The sequence below is a fragment of the Methylorubrum aminovorans genome, from assembly GCF_022179725.1.
GTDB classification, from domain to species: domain Bacteria; phylum Pseudomonadota; class Alphaproteobacteria; order Rhizobiales; family Beijerinckiaceae; genus Methylobacterium; species Methylobacterium aminovorans.
Genome location: NZ_BPRC01000007.1, coordinates 176,450 through 195,257 on the forward strand (window position 1 = coordinate 176,450; position 18,808 = coordinate 195,257).

At 69.7% G+C, this 18,808-nt stretch carries 19 protein-coding genes and 1 pseudogene; 10 read left to right on the plus strand and 10 right to left on the minus strand.

What is annotated here, in order from left to right; translation table 11 throughout:
• Window positions 1–16 precede the first annotated feature (16 nt).
• Entirely contained in the window at window positions 17–1,450 is a 1,434-nt protein-coding gene (locus MFF24_RS12300) for a glutamate synthase subunit beta (protein ID WP_133090871.1), read from the plus strand.
• A gap of 72 nt (window positions 1,451–1,522) precedes the next feature.
• Here MFF24_RS12300 and MFF24_RS12305 read toward each other — a convergent pair.
• The 4 genes and pseudogenes from MFF24_RS12305 to galE form a co-directional block, all read right to left on the minus strand.
• Window positions 1,523–2,365 (minus strand): annotated as a pseudogene (locus MFF24_RS12305) (MBL fold metallo-hydrolase); the annotation flags it as partial.
• Window positions 2,366–2,544: 179 nt separating this feature from the next.
• Window positions 2,545–3,990, minus strand: a complete 1,446-nt coding sequence (locus MFF24_RS12310) for an SGNH/GDSL hydrolase family protein (protein WP_238224692.1) — start codon at window positions 3,988–3,990, stop codon at window positions 2,545–2,547.
• A 259-nt stretch (window positions 3,991–4,249) separates the two neighbouring features.
• Window positions 4,250–5,431 carry a lytic murein transglycosylase gene (locus MFF24_RS12315; protein WP_238224694.1) on the minus strand — a complete coding sequence of 394 codons (1,182 nt, stop codon included), beginning with the start codon at window positions 5,429–5,431 and terminating at the stop codon, window positions 4,250–4,252.
• The gene (galE, locus tag MFF24_RS12320) at window positions 5,428–6,420 is read right to left on the minus strand and encodes a UDP-glucose 4-epimerase GalE (RefSeq protein ID WP_238224695.1); all 993 of its coding nucleotides are present in this window, start codon (window positions 6,418–6,420) and stop codon (window positions 5,428–5,430) included. Before galE ends, MFF24_RS12315 begins: the two co-directional genes overlap by 4 nt.
• A gap of 171 nt (window positions 6,421–6,591) precedes the next feature.
• On the opposite strand from galE, the gene galU reads away from it, so the two are divergent.
• Window positions 6,592–7,458: a UTP--glucose-1-phosphate uridylyltransferase GalU gene (galU, locus tag MFF24_RS12325; protein ID WP_108941102.1), complete on the plus strand. Its 867-nt coding sequence runs from the start codon at window positions 6,592–6,594 to the stop codon at window positions 7,456–7,458.
• Window positions 7,459–7,695: 237 nt separating this feature from the next.
• Here galU and MFF24_RS12330 read toward each other — a convergent pair whose 3' ends face one another.
• Complete coding sequence (locus MFF24_RS12330; RefSeq protein ID WP_238224696.1) at window positions 7,696–8,592, minus strand: N-formylglutamate amidohydrolase; 897 nt, start codon at window positions 8,590–8,592, stop codon at window positions 7,696–7,698.
• A 308-nt stretch (window positions 8,593–8,900) separates the two neighbouring features.
• Here MFF24_RS12330 and cpdR point away from each other — a divergent pair, with 308 nt between their 5' ends.
• From cpdR to MFF24_RS12350, 4 genes are all read left to right on the plus strand, one after another.
• Window positions 8,901–9,257 (plus strand): cell cycle two-component system response regulator CpdR, encoded by a 357-nt coding sequence (gene cpdR / locus MFF24_RS12335; RefSeq protein ID WP_003603128.1) that lies wholly within the window; start codon window positions 8,901–8,903, stop codon window positions 9,255–9,257.
• 108 nt (window positions 9,258–9,365) lie between these two features.
• Complete coding sequence (grxC, locus tag MFF24_RS12340; protein WP_108941104.1) at window positions 9,366–9,623, plus strand: glutaredoxin 3; 258 nt, start codon at window positions 9,366–9,368, stop codon at window positions 9,621–9,623.
• On the plus strand, window positions 9,620–10,465 hold the full coding sequence (locus MFF24_RS12345) for a carbon-nitrogen hydrolase family protein (RefSeq protein WP_238224697.1): 846 nt from the start codon (window positions 9,620–9,622) through the stop codon (window positions 10,463–10,465). The genes grxC and MFF24_RS12345 overlap by 4 nt, the downstream gene beginning before the upstream one ends.
• A 20-nt stretch (window positions 10,466–10,485) precedes the next feature.
• A complete protein-coding gene (locus MFF24_RS12350; protein WP_133090864.1) occupies window positions 10,486–10,980 on the plus strand; it encodes a DUF1178 family protein in 495 nt (164 codons plus the stop codon).
• Between the two features lie 23 nt (window positions 10,981–11,003).
• Here the strand turns inward: MFF24_RS12350 and MFF24_RS12355 are convergent, their stop codons facing one another.
• Window positions 11,004–12,044 (minus strand): PAS domain-containing protein, encoded by a 1,041-nt coding sequence (locus MFF24_RS12355; protein WP_238224698.1) that lies wholly within the window; start codon window positions 12,042–12,044, stop codon window positions 11,004–11,006.
• A gap of 186 nt (window positions 12,045–12,230) precedes the next feature.
• Here MFF24_RS12355 and msrA point away from each other — a divergent pair, with 186 nt between their 5' ends.
• Both msrA and MFF24_RS12365 read left to right on the plus strand, forming a co-directional pair.
• Window positions 12,231–12,890 carry a peptide-methionine (S)-S-oxide reductase MsrA gene (gene msrA, locus MFF24_RS12360; RefSeq protein WP_166059994.1) on the plus strand — a complete coding sequence of 220 codons (660 nt, stop codon included), beginning with the start codon at window positions 12,231–12,233 and terminating at the stop codon, window positions 12,888–12,890.
• 116 nt (window positions 12,891–13,006) lie between these two features.
• A complete protein-coding gene (locus tag MFF24_RS12365) occupies window positions 13,007–13,510 on the plus strand; it encodes a TIGR00645 family protein (protein ID WP_108941109.1) in 504 nt (167 codons plus the stop codon).
• 7 nt (window positions 13,511–13,517) lie between these two features.
• Here MFF24_RS12365 and mepA read toward each other — a convergent pair whose 3' ends face one another.
• On the minus strand, window positions 13,518–14,447 hold the full coding sequence (mepA, locus tag MFF24_RS12370) for a penicillin-insensitive murein endopeptidase (protein ID WP_238224699.1): 930 nt from the start codon (window positions 14,445–14,447) through the stop codon (window positions 13,518–13,520).
• A 110-nt stretch (window positions 14,448–14,557) separates the two neighbouring features.
• Here mepA and MFF24_RS12375 point away from each other — a divergent pair, with 110 nt between their 5' ends.
• Window positions 14,558–14,959, plus strand: coding sequence for a PRC-barrel domain-containing protein (locus tag MFF24_RS12375; RefSeq protein WP_108941111.1), 402 nt, complete (start codon window positions 14,558–14,560; stop codon window positions 14,957–14,959).
• 22 nt (window positions 14,960–14,981) lie between these two features.
• Here MFF24_RS12375 and MFF24_RS12380 read toward each other — a convergent pair whose 3' ends face one another.
• From MFF24_RS12380 to tlpA, 3 genes are all read right to left on the minus strand, one after another.
• Window positions 14,982–15,329 (minus strand): PetM family of cytochrome b6f complex subunit 7, encoded by a 348-nt coding sequence (locus MFF24_RS12380; RefSeq protein ID WP_133091547.1) that lies wholly within the window; start codon window positions 15,327–15,329, stop codon window positions 14,982–14,984.
• Window positions 15,330–15,400: 71 nt separating this feature from the next.
• Window positions 15,401–16,642 carry a Na+/H+ antiporter NhaA gene (gene nhaA, locus MFF24_RS12385; protein WP_133091546.1) on the minus strand — a complete coding sequence of 414 codons (1,242 nt, stop codon included), beginning with the start codon at window positions 16,640–16,642 and terminating at the stop codon, window positions 15,401–15,403.
• Between the two features lie 55 nt (window positions 16,643–16,697).
• A complete protein-coding gene (gene tlpA, locus MFF24_RS12390; RefSeq protein WP_238224700.1) occupies window positions 16,698–17,348 on the minus strand; it encodes a thiol:disulfide interchange protein TlpA in 651 nt (216 codons plus the stop codon).
• 39 nt (window positions 17,349–17,387) lie between these two features.
• On the opposite strand from tlpA, the gene argH reads away from it, so the two are divergent.
• Complete coding sequence (gene argH / locus MFF24_RS12395) at window positions 17,388–18,779, plus strand: argininosuccinate lyase (RefSeq protein WP_238224701.1); 1,392 nt, start codon at window positions 17,388–17,390, stop codon at window positions 18,777–18,779.
• The last annotated feature ends 29 nt before the right edge of the window (window positions 18,780–18,808 follow it).

An 18,808-nucleotide genomic window follows, 5' to 3' on the forward strand; every position in this document is an offset into this window, starting at 1 on the left:
TGCGAAGGGTTGATCGATGGGCAAGGTCACAGGGTTCCTCGAATACGACCGGCAGGAGCAGAAGTATCAGCTCGCCGCCGACCGCGTTCGGCACTTCCGCGAATTCACGCTGCCGCTCGATGAGCACGACCTGTCGAAACAGGCTGCGCGCTGCATGGATTGCGGCATCCCGTTCTGCCACGGGCCGACCGGCTGCCCGGTCCACAACCAGATTCCGGACTGGAACGACCTCGTCTACCAGTCGGACTGGGAGGAGGCTGCGCGCAACCTACACTCCACCAACAACTTCCCGGAATTCACCGGCCGCATCTGCCCGGCGCCCTGCGAAGAGGCCTGCACGCTCAACCTCGAGAACCAGCCGGTCGCGATCAAGACGATCGAGCAGGCGATCGCGGACCGCGCCTGGAACAATGGGTGGGTGAAGCCCGAGCCGTCGGCGACCCGCACCGGCAAGCGCGTGGCGGTGATCGGTTCCGGCCCGGCCGGCATGGCGGCGGCGCAGCAGCTCGCCCGCGTCGGCCATGATGTCCACGTCTACGAGCGCGAGCCCAAGGCCGGCGGCCTGCTGCGCTACGGCATCCCCGACTTCAAGATGGAGAAGCGCCATATCGACCGGCGTGTGAAGCAGATGGAGGCCGAGGGCGTCGTCTTCCACTACAAGGCCAATATCGGCGTGAACGTGCCGCTGGAGGACCTGACGAGCCAGTTCGACGCCGTGCTGTTCTGCGGCGGCGCCGAGGAGCCGCGCAACCCGCAGCTTCCGGGCCAGGAGCTCGACGGCGTGCACTACGCCATGCCCTACCTCGTGCAGTCGAACCGACGCGTCGGCGCCGAGCCGATGCCGGGCAACGGCGAGCTGCCGATCCTGGCCGCCGGCAAGAACGTCGTCGTCATCGGCGGCGGCGACACGGCGTCCGACTGCGTCGGCACCGCCTTCCGCCAGGGTGCGCTCTCGGTGACGCAGCTCGACATCAGGCCGCGTCCGCCCGAGCGCGAGGACAAGCTGACGGTGTGGCCCTACTGGCCGACCAAGATGCGCACTTCGTCGAGCCAGGCCGAGGGCGCCGAGCGCGAGTTCCAGGCCGCGACCTTGCGGTTGGAGGGCAACCGCAAGGGCCAGCTCACCGGCGTGGTCTGCGCCCGCGTGGACGAGCGGCGCCAGCCGATCGAGGGCAGCGAGTTCGTGTTGCCGGCCGACCTCGTCTTCATGGCGATCGGCTTCGCCGGCTCGGTGCGCAAGGGCCTGCTCGAGGAGTCGGGCGTGGCGATGGACAAGCGCGACAACGTCATCGCCAACGACGAGGACTACCTGACGTCGAACCCGAAGATCTACGTCGCCGGCGACATGCGCCGCGGCCAGTCCCTGGTGGTCTGGGCGATCCGCGAGGGCCGTCAGGCCGCCCGCTCGATCGACGAGGCGCTGATGGGCGCGACCGTGCTGCCGCGCTGAGCCGCGTCGCGTAGAATTAGATGGGGCCATCGCCGGAAGGCGGTGGCCCTTTTCGTTGGATCCTACGGGCGGTCAGCGAGACGCGCCGCCGGACCCGGTCGGGTCGCGCACGTCCCATAGGTAACCCGATCCGTCGCGGGTGATCCGGCCGCGGGTCGCGAGATGCATCCCGGCGACATCCAGCCCCTCGGCGGCGGCGCGGTCCAGGATACGGCGGCGGGTGGCGATCGCCTCCGCCGGGTCGGCGTCCCAGATCACGGTCCAGTCCGGATGCGGCATCTGCAGCACGCGCGAGTGCAGGATGTCGCCCCAGATCAGCAGTCGCTCCGGCCCATCCTCGATCAGCACGCCGGCATGGCCCGGCGTGTGCCCCGGCAGCGGCAGGAACGAGACGCCGGGGGCGAGCTCCGCCCCGCCGGAGACTCGGCGCACCCGGCCGGCATAGGCCGCCAGCACGGCCTGCGCGGTGTCGAAGAAGACGGCCATCGCGGCGGGCGCCCGAGACCGGGCGCCTTCGTCCGACCAGAAGGCCGCCTCCCGCTCCTGCACCAGCAGCTCCGCCCCGGTGAAGCGGGCGCGGCCCTCCGCCGTGAGGAGACCGCCGGCATGGTCCGCATGGAGATGGGTCAGCCAGACCGTCTCGATCTGATCGGGCGTCACGCGTTCCGCCGCGAGCGCCGCCGAGATCTGGCCGAAATCCGGGCCGAACACGGTTCCGCAGCCGGCATCGAGCAGCCAGTTGCGGGCGCCTCGCCGGATCAGGAACGCGTTGACCGGCTCCGGCGAGGGTCCGCCCGGCGGAAGACCGGCCCCCGTGAGCAGGGCGCGCCCAGCCTCGCTGTCGGCGCCTGGGATCATGCTCGGCTGGAGCGGAAACAGACCGTCGCGCAGCGGCGTGACGGTGTAGGCACCGACGGCGGCTCCGAATCCGGTGAACGGAGCTTATGATCCTGACCGGCCTCGTCGCGAAGGCCAGGGACGGCGGCCCGCCGTCATCAGGGAATCTCTCCCGATTCCGCTTCAACCCGCCCGCGCCGTTGCTTTTGGCCGGCATGACCGGGCGAGGAGGTCGCTCCCCACCCTTCGATGGACCCCTATCCCGGCGGCCAGCGGAAATCATCCGCTCGACCCGGCTGCGGCAGCGGCGCCGCCCCGCGTTGCAGGCTGCGCTCACGGGTGCCGGTGGCATCACCCTCCTGTGAGCGACCGGTGATCAGCGTCCCGCCCGGCGAGATTTCGGTGCGGCCGAGCGGCACCACCGGTCCCGCGGCGGGCTTGACCGGCAGACTCGGGATGCCGGGCGGCTCGGGCAGGCTTGGCAGCATCGCGGTGATCTTGCGGTCGATCGCCGCCGTGTCCTCGCTGCCGAGCCCCGCCCCGCCCTCACCGGGCGTGGCTGCGACCGCGGCAGCGGGCTGCTCGGAGGGGAGGCCGCCCTTTGCACCCATCAGGCGCTTCAGCTCCACGTCGGCGAAGTGGGCGACCTTGCGCGAGCCGGCGGCGGTGAAGTGGATGCCGTCGGAGGTGCGCAGCCGCGCCTCCTGGCCGTCCACGTCAGGGCCCGACGCCGTGAAGCGGTTGCGGTCATCGACGAAGCCCTGCCAGACCTCGGCATAGGATTGGCCGGCCCGCTGCACCCGCTCGCGCACAAGGTCGTTGATCGCCGCGAAGTCGCGACTCAGGCTCTCGCTGCGGACCGGCGGCAGTCCGACCCAGACCAGCGGCACCTTGTGCTCGGCGAACACCTTCGCCACCGCATCCACCCGTGCGCCGTAGAGCTCGCGCCACTTGTCGGAGAGCGCCTCGTAACTCTGGTCGCCCTCTCGGATCGCCTGCCGGTCGTTCACGCCGATCATCATCAGCGCGTAGGAGAGGTTGGGCGTGGTCTTGAGGGCATCCTCGGCGCTCTTGGCCCAATCGACCAGATCCTTGCGCACAAGGCCGCTATCGGCCTTCGAGCGGTCGAGCACGGCGATCTCGGCATTGTCGGAGAACGCCTCGTCGACCCCCTTGGCGAGGTAGCTTGCGAGCGAGTCTCCGAAGACGGCGATCTGGGTCGTCGGCGCCGTTTTCGGGATCTTGGCCTTGGGCTGCGCCACGGTGGGGGCAGGGCTCGGCCGGCGGCGGCGGGCGGCGCGCTCCTCATCCGAGCGACCGGTCGCCGTGGGTGCGGGTGCGGGCGCGCGGGGGCGCTGCGGCCGGGCATAGCCGGGCGTGGGCTGCGGCGGCGGGGTCGGCTGGGCGCGCGGCTGGTCCTCCCACGGCCAGTAGAACTGGCGCGGTGCCTCCTGCGGCGGCGGCGCCCGGCGGACGGGCGCCCGGCCGTAATCGTCGGCATAGGCGCCCCGCGCCCGGCGGCGCGGGGGCGGCGCAGCGTAGGGATCGGCGGCGGGCGCGTCGTAGCTGTCGCCCCATTGTGCCGCGGCCGGCTGCGGCAGCACGGACCACGCAGCGGCGAGCGAGAGGACGGCAAGGGCGAGAAGGCCGAGGATCGCAGTCGAACGCGGGAGCGCGGTGCGATCGGTCGGGCGACGTGGCATGCGCGAAGCCTCGATCGAAGGGGAGGGGCGGAAGGACCCCGGAGTTCGACAGGATAACGCGCGGAAGCCGGCGCGTCTAAGAGTGCCTCACAAACCTCCCGGTCACCGGCCGCGCTCGCTCAGGCAAGGACGGCGCGGCGGGAGTTGTGTGAGAGACGCGCGAGCCTCGTCCTGGATATCCGATCCAGGCCGAGGCTCGGGCTCATTGGTTTTGCATCGTCTTTTCCGAAAGCCGGTGGCCACCTATCGGGACGATGCTCTATGGCCGCGCCTCCAGCCGCTCCAGCAGGGCCGGCCGAGCGTAGCCGTCCGCCGGCAGACCTTCTCGGATCTGATATTGCCGCACCGCCTCGCGCAGCTTCGGACCGGCCCGCCCGTCCTGTTCGCCGGCATAGAGCCCTTGGGCGGCGAGTCCGGCCTGAAGGCGCTTGAGACCCGGCCCGTCGAGGCGGACGGCCCCGCTCGGCCAAGCGGCCGCGAGCGCCGGACCGCCAGCCAGCCGGTCGGCGAGGTGGCCGACTGCGAGCGCGTAGGAATCGGAGGTGTTGTAGCCGCGGATCACCTCGAAATTATCGGTGATGAGAAAGACCGGGCTCCCGAGCCCGCCGGGCAGGAACAAGCTCGCCTCGCCGCTCGCCGGCAGGGGCTTGCCGTCGGTGCGGCGCACGCCACGGGCGGCAAAGCCGGCGAGGGGCCCGCGATAGCGGGTCAGGTCGAAATCCTTCGGCAGGCTGACCTCGTAGCCCCAGGACAGGCCGGGCTTCCAGCCGAGCGAGCGCAGATAATGTGCGATGGAAGCCAGAGAATCGGCCTCCGAGCGCCAGATGTCGCGCCGCCCGTCGCCATCGAAATCGATGGCCTCCCGCAGGTAGACCGAGGGCAGGAACTGCACCTGTCCCATGGCGCCGGCCCAGGAGCCGACCATCCGCGCCGGCTCGATGTCGCCGTTCTCGAGGATCTGGAGGGCTGCCAGCAATTCGTCGCGAAACAGGCTGCCGCGATAGCGGGCGTAAGCGAGGCTCGCCAGCGCCTGGACCGTCGGCAGGGAGCCGGCGCTGGCACCGAAATCCGACTCGACGCCCCAGAAGGCCAGCACGACCGAGCGCGGCACGCCGGTCTTCGTCTCGATCGCCGCAAGCGTGCCCGCGAGCCGCTTGCCCTGCGCCTGCCCCCTGGCGATCCGCGCACCCGACACCGCGCCGACGAGGTAGTCCCAGACCGGTCGGCTGAACTCGCCCTGGCGGCGGGTGCGGGCGACGACGTCCGGGTCCGGTCCGCGAAGGTCGGCGAAGGCCGCGTCGAAGGTTTTCTGTGAGATGCCGCGGGCCGCCGCATCGGAGCGCAGGGACGCGACGAAGCCCGCGAAATCGCCGTCCTGCGCCCGCGCTGGCCCCGCCAGCAGCACGAGCGCGAGGAGGAGGGCAGCGCGGAGTGTGCTCACCGGCGGTTCCGCTTCACCAGGGCGTCCTCCCAGGCCAATGCCTGGGCGACGATGGCGTCGAGGTCGTCATGCTTCGGGGTCCAGCCGAGTTCGTTGCGGATGCGGTCGGCGCTGGCGATGATCTGGGCCGGATCACCGGGACGGCGGGGCGACAGGCGCACCTCGAAGTCACGGCCGGAGATGCGCTTGACCACCTCCACCACCTCCAAGACCGAGTAGCCTCGGCCGTAGCCGCAGTTGAGCGTCAGGCTCTCTCCGCCGCCGCGCAGGTGGTCGAGCACGACCATGTGCGCGTCCGCCAGATCCGAGACCTGGATGTAGTCGCGCAGGCAGGAGCCGTCGCGCGTCGGATAATCGGTGCCGAACACCTCCAGATGCGTGCGCTGACCCAGTGCGGCCTGCGTCGCCACCTTGATCAGGTGGGTGGCCGCCGGCATCGACTGCCCGGAGCGCCCGCGCGGATCGGCCCCGGCCACGTTGAAGTAGCGCAGGATGCCGTAGGTGAAGCCGTGCGCGGCCGCCGCATCGGCGAGCATCCACTCGCTCATCAGCTTCGAGCGGCCGTAGGGGTTGATGGGGTTCGTCGCCAGCGTCTCGGGTACGGGCACGATCTCCGGTTCGCCATAGACCGCGGCCGTCGAGGAAAAGATGAAGTGCCGGACGTTCGTGCGCGCCGCGGTCTCGATCAGCGCCCGCGTCTTCACGGTATTGGCGAGATAGTAGCCGAGCGGATCGGCGACCGATTCCGGCACCACGATCTTGGCCGCGAAATGCGCGACCGCATCGATCCGGTGGCGCAGGATCGTCTCGGTGACGAGGCCTTGGTCGGCCACGTCGCCGACGACGAGCCGAACTTCCGGGGGCAGGGCCCAGTCGTAGCCGGTCGAGAGATCGTCGAGAACCACGACCTCCTCGTGCCCGGCATCGACCAGCGCGAGCACCATATGGCTGCCGATATAACCCGCACCACCCGTGACCAGAACCGCCATCGTCTCCCCCGATTCGTCTCCCGCCGTCCGTCGGCGGAAGCTTCAAGCCCTGTTTAATGACGAAATCCTGCCAATCACACCCAAGCGGGGCTGTTAGCGGCCGCCCGAGTCCTATTTGATCTCCGTCGATCAGGGCTTGCCCCGACCAACGCCAAAAACGGGTCCCGCCACATGAAACCAATCCGCAAGGCCGTCCTTCCCGTCGCGGGCCTCGGCACGCGCTTCCTGCCGGCCACCAAGGCCGTGCCGAAGGAGATGCTTACCGTCGTCGATCGCCCTGTTGTTCAGCACGTCGTCGACGAGGCGCGTGAAGCCGGCATTGAGCATTTCATTTTCGTCACCGGCCGCGGCAAGGCGGTGATCGAGGATCACTTCGACATCGCGTTCGAACTCGATCACACCCTGCAGGCGCGCGGCAAGACGGCCGCCTATGAGGAACTGAAGAAGGACCTTCCCAAAGCGGGACAGACCAGCTTCACCCGTCAGCAGGCGCCGCTCGGCCTCGGCCACGCGGTCTGGTGCGCCCGAGAGATCGTCGGCGACGAGCCCTTCGCGGTTCTGCTGCCCGACATGCTCAGCCGCGGCTGCATGGGCCAGATGCTCAAGGCCTACGAGCAGCACGGCGGCAACGTCATCGCCGTCGAAGAGGTCAAGCCCGAGGAGACTCACCAGTACGGTATCGTCGCAGTCGGCGAGACGTTCGGCCAGACCTTTGAGATCACCGGCATGGTCGAGAAGCCGAAGCAGGGTACCGCGCCCTCGAACTTCATCATCTCCGGCCGCTACATCCTCCAGCCCGAGATCTTCTCGATCCTGGAGCGGGGCGAAACCGGCGCCGGCGGCGAGATCCAGCTCACCGACGCGATGATCCGGCTCGCCGAGCAGCAGAAGTTTTACGGCATGCGCTTCGATGGTCGCACCTATGACACCGGCTCCAAGATCGGCTTCCTCACCGCCAATCTCGCCTACGGTCTGGAGCGTCCGGAGCTCGCCGATGCGCTGAAGGCAGAAATTCGGGCCCTTCTGGGCGACGCCTAAGGTTCCATGCGCGCGCGAGACCGATCCATGCGCCAGGCGCATGTGGAAACGTTATCAGCGCCCTTGCGATTTGTGCAGCGCGATGCGATTTGTGCATTGCGAGATCGCGATGGCGTCGCGGTCCCGTAGCCCTTCTTGGGCGTTTCCTCCCTAGACTTCGGGCCGTCCTTCGGGGCGGCCTTTTTTCTTGCCCGATGCGGAGACCGCACTAACGCCACGCTATCGGCCGACCGGCTCCTACTCGGCCGCCATGCGGAGGGACGACGCCTCCACCGTCTCGGCCGCGACCTCGGCGAAGACCCTGGCGAGATTGTCCGCCAGCAACGCGAATCCGACCGTCAGCGCCAGCGACTGCTCATTCATGTAGAGCGCGCGGTTGATCTCGATCTGCAGCGCGTGCCGCCCGAGTCCCGGCTCGCCGTAATGCTCGGTGATGAAGCCGCCGGCATAGGGCTTGTTGCGCACCACCTTGTAGCCCAGCGCCCTCAGGCGGCTCTCGACGCCCTCCACCAGGAACGGCTGGCAGGCCGTGCCGAAGCGGTCGCCGAGCACGAAGTCCGCCTGGGCGCTCTCGTCCCGCCCGAGGCTCGACGAGGGCATCGAGTGGCAATCGATCAGGAAGGCACGGCCGAAGCTCCGCGCCGTGCGGTGGATCAGGCCGCGCAGGGTCCGGTGATAGGGCTTGTAGAGCGTTTCGATGCGCTGCACCGCCTCCTCCACCGGCAGACGCTCCCGGTAGATCTCCTGCCCGTCGGCGACGATGCGCGGCACCGTCCCCAGGCCTCCCGCCACCCGCATGGAGCGGGTGTTGGCGAAGGCGGGCAGGCGGCCGGCGAACATGCGTGGGTCGAGTTCGTAGGGCTCGCGGTTCACATCGAGATAGGCGCGGGGGAAATTCGCCCGCATCAGAGGCGCGCCAAGGCCGACGACCGAGGCGAACAGCCGGTCGACATGGGCGTCCTCCGAGCGGCGCAGCGCCAATGCGTCGAGCCGTGAGGCGGCGAGGAAGGAGCGGGGATAATGCGCACCGGAATGGGGCGCGTTGAACACGAAGGGAATCGCGTGCTGCGCCGGCTCGTCCACGACGAAGGGTGGATCGAACGCCTCGGGTCCGTCGGGCTGTGAAGGGCTCATCGAGAGGCGGAGGCCTGCGCGTGGCGCGGAAGGGACATCGCGCCAGTTTGCGGCGCCGCGTCCGCCCTGTCCACCATGCGGCGCACAGAGCTGCGAGAGGGGCACGACAGGGTGCGGAGAGTGTCGGGTGCGGCGCGACACCGGCCCCGTTTAACGCTCTGTTTACCAAGCCGCAGCTTTATGAAATGAACACCCACCGAGCATGTCTCGCGAAGCGCCGGCCGCGCTGTCGTGCCCTCGATCGGCATGGTAGCGACCGGGCGTATCCTGAGACACTCCAAGGCGCATGGGCACCGGGACGCCGTTCGATGAAGATCCTGCTCGCGGAAGACGACAACGACATGCGCCGGTTTCTGGCCAAGGCGCTCCAGAACGCCGGCTACGACGTGCTGTCCTTCGACAACGGCCTGTCCGCCTATAACCGCCTGCGCGAGGAGCCGTTCGAGCTTCTCCTGACCGATATCGTCATGCCGGAGATGGACGGCATCGAGCTGGCGCGCCGCGCCACCGAACTCGACCCGGACATCAAGGTGATGTTCATCACCGGTTTTGCCGCGGTGGCGCTGAACCCGGATTCGAAGGCGCCGAAGGATGCGAAGGTGCTCTCGAAGCCCTTCCACCTGCGCGACCTCGTCAACGAGGTCGAGAAGCTTCTCGCGGCCTGAGCGGACGCTCGTGCGGCGATCGTCCGACGCTGTGTCCCGGCCGCAGTAGGAAGATCCGCACGGCTCGCCTATATCCGTCGCTTTCCCCCTCGGGCGCGCGACGGACCCATGCAGCCGGTCACGATCTACACCACGGCCTGGTGCCCCTATTGCTCCGCGGCCAAAAGCCTGCTGCGTGAGAAGGGCGTGTCGTTCAACGAGATCGACGTTGAGCGGACGTCGGGGGCTCGCGCGACCATGGTCCAGCGGGCCGGCGGGCGCACTTCCGTGCCGCAGATCTTCGTCGGCGACCGGCATGTTGGCGGTTGCGACGACCTCTACGCCCTGGAGCGGGCCGGCGACCTCGATCCGCTGCTCGCCGCATGACGGACCTGTCCGGATACAAGCCGTTCGTCGCCGCCTGCGTGCAGATGCGCGGCGGGCGCGACCCTGCTGCCAACCGCGAGGCTGCCGTGGCGGCGGTGCGTGAGGCGGCGCGCCGGGGTGCGGCCTACGTGCAGACGCCGGAAACGACCTCGCTGATCGAGCGCGACCGCACGGCTTTGTTCGAGAAGGTCGGCCCGCAGGAGCGTGACGCGACGCTCGCCGCCCTGCGCGAGGTCGCGCGGGCGGAAAAGATCGTCCTGCAGATCGGTTCGCTCGCGATCCGCGAGGGCGAGAAGATCGCCAACCGGGCCTTCCTGATCGACGCCGCGGGCGAGATCCAAGTCTCTTACGACAAGCTCCACCTCTACGACGTGGACCTGCCCAACGGCGAGAGCTGGCGCGAATCGGCGACCTATTCGGGTGGCGATTGCGCCGTGGTGGCCGAGACGCCGCTCGCCAACCTCGGGCTGACGATCTGCTACGACATCCGCTTTCCCGCCCTCTACCGGGCGCTGGCCGAGGCCGGCGCGACGGTGATGACGGCGCCGGCCTGCTTCACCCGACAGACCGGCGAGGCGCACTGGCATATCCTGCAGCGGGCCCGCGCCATCGAGACCGGCTCGTTCATGATCTCCGCCGCGCAAGGCGGCCGGCACGAGGACGGGCGCGAGACCTTCGGCCACTCGCTCATCGTCGATCCCTGGGGGCGCATCCTCGCCGAGGCCGAGGGCGACGCGCCGGGCCTCATCCTGGCCGAGATCGACCTCGCGCGGGTCGCGGATGCGCGCGCCCGCATTCCCACCCTGTCCCACGCGCGCAGCTTTCACGTGCGCCGCGCCTGAACCGTCCCCATCTCTCCGTCATGATCCGCTTCACCCTCGCCTGCGACTCGGGCCACGCGTTCGAGAGCTGGTTTCCGTCCAACGCGGCCTACGACGAGCAGTCGGCCCGCGGCCTGGTCACCTGTCCGTTCTGCGACTCCCCCAAGGTCGCCAAGGCGCCGATGGCGCCGGCCGTGGCGCGGACGGATCGCGGCCGGCCCGAGACGCCCGCGCCGCAGCTTCCCGTCCCGTCAGGTTCCGGCGTGCCCCCGGCGCCGGCCGAGGCGCCGATGCCGATCCTTGCGACCGAGCCGGAGCGGCAGTTGCGCGCCCTGCTGCGGGCCGTGCGCGAGCAGGTCGTCGCGAGCGCGGAGCATGTCGGCGACCGCTTCGCCGACGAGGCACGGGCCATTCATTACGGCGACGCGGAGGGGCGCCCGATCTACGGCGAGGCGAGCCCGAAGGAGGCGCGGGCGCTCCTCGACGAGGGCATCGACGTGATGCCCCTGCCGCCAGCGCCCGACGACCGACACTGAGGTTCGGCTGACAGGATGGGGGTTCAGACCTCGATGTGCCCGGCCGGGAAGCGGAGCTCGACGGTGGTGCCCGCCGGCTGCCGGGATCGGACGTGGTTCGTACCCCCGATCTGCCGGATGAGGGCATCGATCAGGGTCGACTCGAAGCTCCCGTTGCCGACGGTGGTGACGCCGATTCCGTCAGCTTCCACCGTCACGACCAGATCCTCTCCGTCGCGGACGACGCGCAGGACGAGCCGACCGGCCCGTGACGGGACGGCGTGCCGGATGGCGTTGGAGACGACCTCGTTGACGACCAGTGCCAGCGGTCCCGCCGCCTTCGGCCGGATACGGACGGGGGCCAGATCGAACGCGATCGCGAGATCGCTCCGGCCCGATGCCTCCACCAGCGTCTCGGCGATCTCACGGACGAGGTCGGCGAGATCGTGGCCCGCATGTTCATCCTCCGGCACGGGTTGGCGATAGAGCGCTCCGAAGGCATCGACGCGCCCGATCGCCTCGTCGAGCGCCGCGCGAACCGCCGGATCGGCGCTGTTCCGGCTTTGAAGCGACAGCATCGCCGAGATCATCTGGAGATCGTTGCGGGCGCGGTGACCGATCTCGCGCAGCAGCAGGGCGTTGGCGTCAAGGGCGGCCCGCGTGCGGTCGCGCTCTTCGGCGAGCGCGTGGCGCTCGCTCACGTCGAGCTGCGAGGCGAAGAAGAACAGCAGCGTGCCGTCCTCGTCGTGGACGGGGCTGATGTACAGCGCATTGTGGAAGGTCGAGCCGTCCTTGCGGTAGTTCAGGACCTCGGCACTCACGTCCTGCTCGGACCGGATCGCCGCGCGCAACCGTGCCACCGTGGCGAGATCGGTGCCCGGCCCCTGTAGGAAGCGGCAATTGCGCCCCATGACCTCCAGCCGGGTGTAGCCGGTCAGCCGCAGGAACGCGTCGTTGGCGTAGATGATCGGATTGTCGATCTGGCACGGGTCGGTGATGATCATCGCCATCCGCGTGGCCCGCACGGCCGCCGCGAACGGATCGCCCTTGCCGGAGCGAGCGCTGGCCCGGATCCGCTCGGTCAACCGCCAATCGTCGCCAGGCTCCATCCGCTCCCGATGCCCCAATCCGATCGCGGCGCATTGCCGAAGGTCGTGCCTGCCGTGTTCGCCAAATCAGACGGCGATGACCATATCAAGCGAAACCGAGCTCGGCCTCCGCTGTTTCCTTGGCCGCTCACCGGGCTTGGCGATCATCGAAGGACAATAGCGATGCTCCTGTTCCGCAAGCGCCCCGAGATGCCGGCGCCGTCCGAAGCGCTCCCCGGCCGGCCGCATCCCCTGCCCACCGCCGAGCGCCACTTCGTCAACGGCAACCCTCTCAAGGGGCCTTATCCCGAGGGCATCGAGACGATCGTGCTCGGGCTCGGCTGCTTCTGGGGCGCCGAGCGCAAATTCTGGCAATTGCCGCAAGGGGTCCACGTCACCGCGGTCGGCTATGCCGGCGGCACCACGCCGAACCCGACCTACGAGGAGGTCTGTACCGGTCTCACCGGGCACAACGAGGTCGTGCTCGTGGCCTTCGATCCGGCCGTGCTGCCGCTGGAGGCCGTGCTCAAGACCTTCTTCGAGAGCCACGACCCGACCCAGGGCTACCGCCAGGGCAACGATGTCGGCACGCAGTATCGCTCCGGGATCTACACGCGGAACGAAGCCCAGGCTGCGACAGCCCGCACGGTCCGCGACGCCTATGCGCGGGCGCTCGACGCGCGCGGCTACGGCCCGATCACGACGGAGATCGTGCCGCTCGAGACCTTCTTCTTCGCGGAAGAGTACCACCAGCAATACCTCGCCAAGAATCCCGGCGGCTATTGCGGGCTCGGCGGAACCGGCGTGTCCTGCCCCGTGGGCGTCGGCGTGGCGGCGGAATAATGCCCCACCCGGATCCTGCAAGGCGACCCCAAGCTTGACCGTCTTGCGGGGCCGGAGTCCCCGTGCCAAATCCCGGCCGCTTCGGATGGCCGGGCAGATGGCCGGGGTTGAGAGACATGCTGGAACGTGGCTTCGAACGCTTCCTTTTCGCCTGCCGGTGGCTGCTGGCCCCGTTCTACGCGGCGCTGACGGTCACCCTCCTCGTCCTGCTGGTCCGGGTGCTGATGGAGCTCGGCCACGTCGTCTCGCACACGCTCGAATCGACCGAATCGCAGACTATCCTCGGCGTGCTGGCGCTCGTCGACCTGACCTTCACCGCGTCGCTGCTGATCATAGTGATCTTCTCGGGCTACGAGAATTTCGTCTCGAAGTTCGATCACACCGACCACAAGGACTGGCCCACCTGGATGGGCACGATCGACTTCAGCGGGCTCAAGCTGAAGCTGATCTCCTCCATCGTCGCGATCTCGGCGATCCAGCTCCTGAAGTCGTTCCTTGACGTGAAGAACTACAGCGACCGCGACCTCGCCTGGCTGGTGGGCATCCACATGGTCTTCGTGGTGTCCGGCCTGCTGATGGCGCTGACCGACCGGCTCTCGGCCGGACACCACGAGAAGTGAGCGACGGCTACCGCGCGTGCAGCACCGCGCGGCAGGCGTCCGGCAGGCCGGCCAGCGTCATCGGCGGGCGGGGCTTCGGCGGCGTCTTGGGCTTGGGCGGATTCAACACGGCCGGGCTGAACCAGTAATCGAGCTCGGCGCCGCAGCCGTCGCCGGGGGGCGGGGGAGCCTGGTCGTCGCAAGAAGCTTCGCCGCCGGGGCAGGCGAGGCGGATATGGTAGTGGTAGTTGTGCCCGTACATCGGGCGCACCTTCGTGAGCCAACCGCGATCTCCGCCCGCCTCGCGGCACAAGGCCTTCTTGATCGCCGCGTTGACGAAGATGCGCGCCACCTCCGGCTGCTTGGCCGTCAGGCGGATCAACGCCGTGTGCTGGCGCGTCCAGACGTCCGGGTCGATGTCGAGCCGGTCGGAGCGCACGACGTTCGTGGCCGAGGTCTCCTCGCGCTCGGCCCGGCTCATGCGGTGATCCGGCATCGGGGTCAGCCAGACGTCCACGTCGAGGCCGAGCTGGTGCGAGGCGTGGCCGGTGAGCATCGGCCCGCCGCGGGGCTGCGACATGTCGCCGACGAGGAGCCCCGGCCAGCCGGCCTGCGGCGCGCGGGCGGCGAGCCGCTCGATGAAATCCACGAGATGAGGCGTGCCCCACATCCGGTTGCGCGAGGGCCGCATCACCTGCCAGTTTGCGCCGTCCATGGCCAGCGCCTCGCCGCCGGAGAAGCAGCCTTTGGCGTAGGAGCCGAAGGAGCGGGCCGGGCCGGCGGCCGGCCCCGTCATGCGGCCGAACAGTGCCTTGGCCGGCGTCGACGGATCGTCGGGATTGGCCAGCGGCGGCAGAGGTTTCGGGTTCACGCTGCCGCGGTCCTGCGCCGCGGCCGGCCCCAGCAGCGCCGGCAGGGCGAGAGCGAGGGCAGGGAGTGTCAGGCGGGTCAGCGGCATGCGCGTCGGCTCGTCTGGAATGATGGGGCAGGGACGGGAACGGCCGGAACGTGCCCGGCCGCATGGGCGTTTTTTAAGGCAAGCTGTAACAACGTTGCAGGGTGATCGCCATGGATCCGGTTCTTTCCGATCGAGCGGCCGATGCGGCCCCTCCTGCGCTGACCCACAGTCTGATCGCCAGCGACCGCGTCATCGGCACCGAGGTGCGCCGGGTGGACGGGAGCAAAGTCGGCCGCATCGAGCGGCTGATGCTCGACAAGCGCTCGGGCCGCGTCGCCTACGCGGTGATGAGCTTCGGCGGATTCCTCGGCATGGGCGAGGAATATTACACGCTGCCCTGGGCGGTCCTGCGCTACGATACCGGGCTCGACGCCTACGTCGTCGACATCACCGAAGAGCAGTTGCGCGACGCGCCCGCGCGCTCGCCGGAGGGCGGCGACCCGGAGGACGAGCGCGCCTGGGAGGAGCACGTCCACCGCTACTACAACGCGGCGCCGTATTGGGGGATCTGAGGACGCCCTCGCCGAAGCGCGTTCAAGGCCGCGTCAAAAACCCGATCGGCTCCCGCGGCGGCTGGCCGAGCCAGACCAGCACCGCCCCAAGGCCGAGTCCGAACAGGGCTGCCGGAACGAGGCCGAGCGGCGTCAGCAGCACCGTCTCCACCCAGGGCGCCCCCTGCCGGATCGTGGCGCCGAGAGCACTCATCCGCTCCTGCGGCAGGGACTGGATCAGTTCGGCGAGGCTCGTCACCCGCAGGCCGTTATTGGCGATGGAGCGGGCGCCATCGTAGCAGAGCTGCACGAAGCCGGCCGCCATCACCACGAGCCCGAGCGCCCGGCTGAGGAACGGCAATCCGAGGAAACGGGAGACGGTTCGCAGCATGTTCGCCCTCGCGCGGAGGCGGCTGGCCCGCCACCGCGACGCTTCCGGCCTGAGTAGGCCGAGGCCGCCGCTCAAGGCAAGCCGGCCGACCCGGCTCCGGCCTCCTGTCGCGGCGTCGCCTCTCGCGGCGCCGCGCGGGCGAGCAGCACGGCCCCGAACAGCGCCGAGAGCAGCGAGCCGCCGAGCACGCCGAGCTTGGTCTCGGTCTCGTGCAGTCCGTCGGTGAAGGCGAGCGCGCCGATGAACAGGCTCATGGTGAAGCCGATGCCGCACAGGAGCGCGACGCCGTAGACCTGAACCCAGGTTGCCCCCGCCGGGCGCGTGACGAGGCCCAGCGCGGCGGCGAGCCGCACGCTCGCGAAGATGCCGATCTGCTTGCCGAGGAACAGGCCGAGCGCGACGCCGAGGGTGACGGGCTCGATCAAGGCCCGCGCCGGCAGGCCCAGCAGCGTCACCCCGGCATTGGCGAAGCCGAAGATCGGCACGATCAGGAAGGCGACCCAGGGGGCGAGGGCGTGCTCCAGCCTGTGCAGGGGCGAGGTCGTGTCCTCCGGCCGGCCCGGGCTCGGGCGGATCGGCACGAACAGGGCGAGCAGCACCCCGGCCACCGTGGCGTGGACGCCGGAGCGCAGCACGAAGACCCAGAGCACGAGGCCCGCGAGCAGATACGGCAGGAGCGCGCGCACGCCGAGCCGGTTGAGCGCGAACAGCACCGCCAGCATCCCGGCGGAGGCCGCCAGCATCGTCGCGTCGAGCTGCCCAGTATAGAACAGCGCAATGATGACCACGGCGCCGAGATCGTCGACGATGGCCACCGCCGACAGGAAGATCTTGAGCGAGATCGGCACGCGCGAGCCCAGCAGCGCCAGGACGCCGAGCGCGAAGGCGATGTCGGTGGCCGCGGGGATCGCCCAGCCCCGGGCGCTGGGCTGGCCGGCGTTGAAGGCGAGGTAGACGAGCGCCGGCACGGCCATGCCTGCAGCGGCGGCGAGGCCCGGCAGCACCCGGTCGGGCCAGGTGCGCAGGCGCCCGTCCAAACCCTCGCGCTTGATCTCGAGGCCGACGAGCAGGAAGAACACGACCATCAGGCCGTCGTTGATCCAGTGCATTAGGCTCAAGGGGCCGAGATAGATGTGAAGGACGTCGTGATAGGTCTGCGCCAGGGGCGAGTTGGCGACCACGAGCGCGGCGCCCGCGGCGGCCATGAGCACGATGCCGCCGGCCGCCTCGTTGGTGAGGAAGCGGCGCGTCGCCGAGAGCGGGCGAAGCAGGGGACGCGGCAAGGCGCGAACGGAGCGAGGCGGCGACTTCATGCCGCCGGGATGCCCGCCAGAGACCGGAGCCGCAACCCGGCGGGCACGAAAATGATCACGCGGCGGGTGCCAGCGCCGCCCGGATCAGCCGCTTGCCGTCCTCTCTCGACCATTCCGCCGGCCCCTTCATCACGCCGAGCGTGCAGCCCTTGGCATCGATTAGCATCGTCGTCGGCAGACCCGTCGAGCCGACCGCGGACTGGATCGCCGGCAGCACCTTGCCCTCGGGATCGCCGTAATAGGTCAGGTGGGTGATACCGTTGGCCTTGAACCAGGCCGGCGGCTTGTCGAGGTTGCGGGTCTCGACATTGATCGCCACCACCTGGAAGGCGTCGCCGCCGAGTTCGGCCTGGAGACGGTCGAGGGCCGGCATCTCGGCCTTGCAGGGGGCGCACCACGTCGCCCACAGGTTCACCAGCAGCAGTTTCCCGCGCAAGGCAGCGAGGTCGGTCGGCGCCCCGTCCGGCCCCTTGAAGACGACGGCCGGCGCCGGCTTCGGGGCGGCCGAAGCGTCGAAGGCCGCGACCTCGCCGCGGGCGAGCGGCGCCAGCCGCGCCGCCACAGGCGCCGCCTCGGCGCAGGGACCCGTGGCCACGAGGTTGCCGAGGTTCGAGCCCGTCCCGTATAGGGCGAGGCCGCCGACGAGGACGGCGGCAAGGGCGCCGCCGGCAAGGATGACGGTAGGAATGTTCGGGGTCGCCTTCACGGCCGAGCCTCGTTTCGCGTGCGGAAGGTGGGATCAGCCATGAGCAACCGGATGTGGGGCGGCCGTTTCGCCAGCGGCCCGGCCGAGATCATGGAGGAGATCAACGCCTCCATCGGGTTCGACAGGCGGCTCGCGCCCCAGGACATTCGCGGCTCTCTGGCCCATGTCGCGATGCTGGGGCGCCAAGGCATCCTGCCGGCCGAGGATGTGGCAGCCATCGAAGCCGGGCTCAAGTCCGTCGAGGCGGAGATCGAGCGCGGCGAATTCGTCTTCCGGCGTGAACTCGAAGACATCCACATGGCGGTGGAGAGCCGCCTGACCGAGATCGTCGGCCCCGCCGCCGGGCGGCTCCACACGGCCCGCTCGCGCAATGATCAGGTCGCCACCGACATGCGGCTGTGGGTGCGCGACACCCTCGATGCGCTCGACGCTCAGGTCGCCGACCTGCAGCGGGCGTTGGCCGAAACCGCGCTGGAGCATGCCGGAACGGTGATGCCGGGCTTCACCCACCTGCAATCGGCCCAGCCCGTCACCTTCGGCCACCACTGCCTCGCCTATGTCGAGATGCTGGCACGCGACCGCGGCCGCTTCCGTGATGCCCGCGCGCGGCTCAACGAGTGCCCGCTCGGCGCCGCAGCGCTCGCCGGCACCTCCTTCCCGATCGACCGGCACGCCACGGCGGCGGCGCTCGGCTTCGACCGGCCGACGGCGAACTCGCTCGATTCCGTGGCCGACCGCGACTTTGCGCTGGAATCGCTCTCCGCCGCGTCGATCTGCGCGGTCCACCTCTCGCGCTTCGCCGAGGAGCTGGTGGTGTGGACCTCGGCCCAGTTCGGCTTCGTGAAACTCTCCGACGGTTTCACCACCGGCTCGTCGATCATGCCGCAGAAGCGCAACCCCGATGCCGCCGAACTGGTGCGGGCCAAGGCCGGCCGCATCATCGGGGCGCTCACGGGCCTGCTCATCGTGATGAAGGGCCTGCCGCTCGCCTACTCAAAAGACATGCAGGAGGACAAGGAGGGCACGTTCGATGCCCTGCAATCGCTCTCCCTGTGCCTCGCCGCCATGGCCGGCATGGTGCGCGACCTCGAACCCGTGGCCGAGACGCTCAAGCGCGCGGCGGGCTCCGGCTACGCCACCGCCACCGATCTCGCCGACTGGCTGGTGCGCGAGATGAACATGCCGTTCCGGCAGGCCCACCACGTCACCGGCCGCGTCGTCGCCGCGGCCTCCGCGCGCGGCATCGGGCTGGAGGAACTCTCCCTCGCCGACATGCAGGCGATCGAGCCGGGGATCACGCAGGCCGTCTTCGCGGTGCTCGGCGTCGAGAACTCGGTCGCGAGCCGCACCAGCCACGGCGGCACCGCGCCGGACAACGTGCGCCGGCAGGCGGCCGCTTGGCTGGGAAAGCTCGGACCTGTGGAGAAGTAAAAGCAGCCCTGCGGGAACGGGCACGGAAA